Annotated in this window: 4 protein-coding genes; all 4 read right to left on the bottom strand. The window is 71.5% G+C overall.

The window, feature by feature from the left end; all coding sequences use genetic code 11:
• Nucleotides 1-718 (bottom strand): radical SAM protein (locus G6R25_RS23240; RefSeq protein ID WP_163554570.1); only part of this gene is annotated, 718 nt, incomplete at its 3' end.
• A 34-nt stretch (nt 719-752) separates the two neighbouring features.
• Nucleotides 753-1,046 carry a hypothetical protein gene (locus G6R25_RS23235; protein WP_163554569.1) on the bottom strand — a complete coding sequence of 98 codons (294 nt, stop codon included), beginning with the start codon at nt 1,044-1,046 and terminating at the stop codon, nt 753-755.
• Nucleotides 1,047-1,068: 22 nt separating this feature from the next.
• A complete protein-coding gene (locus tag G6R25_RS23230) occupies nt 1,069-1,821 on the bottom strand; it encodes a helix-turn-helix domain-containing protein (RefSeq protein ID WP_163554568.1) in 753 nt (250 codons plus the stop codon).
• The gene (locus G6R25_RS23225; RefSeq protein WP_163554567.1) at nt 1,818-2,204 is read right to left on the bottom strand and encodes a hypothetical protein; all 387 of its coding nucleotides are present in this window, start codon (nt 2,202-2,204) and stop codon (nt 1,818-1,820) included. Before G6R25_RS23225 ends, G6R25_RS23230 begins: the two co-directional genes overlap by 4 nt.
• Nucleotides 2,205-2,701: the final 497 nt, after the last annotated feature.

Genomic DNA, 2,701 nt, shown 5'->3' with positions numbered 1-2,701 from the left:
ACGCCAGCGGGGTGTCCCGGACATTCCCGCCGTCGCGGTCGCTGGTCATCACGCAGGGGGTGAGCGTGCCATCGGGCTGGATCGCCGCCCGACCGAGCCCACATCGCCCACAGGGCCCCGCCCCGTCACCGCCGGCCGCGCGGCCGAACGCCCGGACCTTGTCGACGCGGAGGGTAGTGACGCCGAGGCCGAGCAGATCGGCACGCACCGCGTGAACGTCGGCGGTCCCGGTGTCGATCAGGGCGCCGCGCAGCGGGATGCTCCGCCGCAACGCCTCTACGAGGTTCGCCCGGGTCCGGGCGTGGGAGCCGCGCCGGCCGGTGACCTGCTCATGCTCGGCCGGGACGCTGCTGTAGTAACTGGTTGCCAGGCTGACACCGGGCCGCTCGAAGAGCGTCCACATCTGGTCGGAGATGTGCACCAGGTTCGAGAAGATCTCGACGTCCAAGCCGACGGCGAGCGCCCGGTCGACCAGATCGGGCAGCGCCGGGTACGAGGTGGGCTCGCCGCCGATGATCCGCACCGTTCGTACCCCGTGGGCGGCGGCATCGTCGATCACCGTGAGCCAGTCGTTGGCGGTCATGGTGCCGTGACCGCCGGTCACCCCGGACCGGTTGTAGCAGTGTGTGCACGCGAGCGTGCAGAACCGGGTGATGTCCAACCACAAAGATGTGATCATCGCGGTGTCGGGGCTGGTGATGGTTGCGGTGGGAGGCATCGGTTTCCTTCGGTTGGTTCGCTTCGGGGTCGGGTCAGTGCGCGGGCCGCTCCCCGCGGGCCATCGGGTGCGCTGGCCATGTGTTGATCAGATCGGGGCTGATCATAAGGAGGTCGGCGAGGAGTATCCGCACCGCCACCCATCCGGCTTGGACCACTGCCTCACGCTCGTCGGAGTGGCGGAACGCGAGCCCACCGGGGATGACCGCGAATTCGATGACCGGGGCGCCGGGCGGCGCTCCGGTCGGCCGCCACCACATCGCCTTCTCCGGGTCCACCCGGTCATCACCGGGGAACGCCTGCGGCTCCTGTGGGACCTGTTCGCGCAACACCGTCTCCTTCTCATCCGGCTCATCCGACCTTGACAACGTCGTCAACCCGCTGCCATCCACCCGCGCTGAGCAGGAATCCACCATCGGTCCTGACGATCAGTCCGTCGTCGACGGCCTGATCCGCCCACGCCGTCAGGCGCGACAGCGGAAGCCCGAGACGCCGGCCGACAGCGTCCCAATCCAAGCCGCCGCGCCGTCGGCGTCGGGGCTGTTCGGCGGCGATCGCCGCCCACACCTGCGGGTCGCTCGGCGGCACCCGGCGCAGCCGCTCGTACTGGTCCAGACCGCGCGTCGTGAGCGCCCACCGCCGGGTGCTGCTCAAGACCAGCAGCTCCGCCGCCGTCCACGTCACGAGCCGCAGACGCAGCCAAGCCCGGTCCGCCGGGCCGACGGGGGCATCCAACCTGGCGGCGATGTCCTCCGTGGCTGCCTCTTCGCACCCCAGCCAGGCTGGGCTGATCGCCGACCATAGTTCCCGCCGGCTGATCGGGGCCAGCGTGGGACGGCGCTGGTCAACGCCCGCCCGGTCGGGAAGATCACCCCGGTAGTAGATGGTGAGCCCGTCCCCGGTTCGCCTGCTGCGGAGCAGACCGTCAGCGGCGAGCGCGTCCAACGCAATGCCCATCGGCACCGCCGAAACCCGCACCCGATCAGCGATCCGCTGCGCGGTAAACGACCGGTCGACGTTGCCCGAGTGGGTGTGCGCCCTGAGCAGGGCGCGGTGCAACGCGTCCGGGACGACCGAGTCGACAGGCAGGAGTCTCGGGGTCATCGGGTTACTTCCGCGAGCTCCTGCGGGTCCGCATGGGGGAGATCGGCCAGCGTGCCGGCGCGGACGCCAGCCGCAAGCGCCCGCCACACCGGCTCGGGCAGGCGTTCGCCCCATCCATGGAGGTAGCCGTAGCCGAGCTCGATGTGGCCGTCGTGCAGCCTTGCCCGGCCACCCGACGACAGCCAAGGCGTCCACGCCTCACCGAGCCCGTCGAGCCGGCCGGCGCGGGTTGCGCCGGCCAGGCTGTCCCAGATCACCAGCGGCAGGCGTACGTCGCCGCCGGCGTTGGTGCTGCGGTAGCGGATGACGACCTCGGCGCCGTCGCGGGCGACCCGGACAGCCGGCGCGTCCGGAGTGGCCGGAGTGGTGGCCTTCCAGGACATGATCTCTCCCAAGGGGTGGGGTGCCTGCCCGCCGCACCGTCGCGGACGGCCTCCCGGGCGGGCAGGCGGCCAAAGGGGCTCAGTCGGACTGACCTTGCGCCCCGTCCGGCGTCGTCGTGACGGGCTCGAAGTCGTCGTCGGCGTCGTCGAGGGGATCAAACGGGTCTGGCATGGGTCCTCCGTCATAGCGGGTGAGCTGCCCTACCCGCGGGGGTCGTCCGCAGCCATCGGCCCACGCGGATCGGGGATGGTGCTGGTGCGTGGGCGGCTGCGCGCCGCGGGTAGGGCAGGCCAGAGGCCGCCGGCTGGGGATGCCGGCGGGGCCGATCTCAGGGGCCGGCGACCTGGCGGAGGTGGACTATCCGGTAGCCGGTGCCCCCGACATGGTCGCGGGCGTACTCCTCGGCTTCTTGGACGGTGGCCCACGAGTGCAGGACCGTGGTCGGCCGCTCGTCCTGGCCGAGGAGGACGACGCCGAACTTGACGACCTCGCCCTC

This window comes from Candidatus Frankia alpina, from assembly GCF_902806485.1.
Taxonomy (GTDB): domain Bacteria; phylum Actinomycetota; class Actinomycetes; order Frankiales; family Frankiaceae; genus Frankia; species Frankia alpina.
The sequence above is the reverse complement of the archived record's forward strand: the minus strand, read 5'-3'. Positions and strand labels throughout refer to the sequence as shown.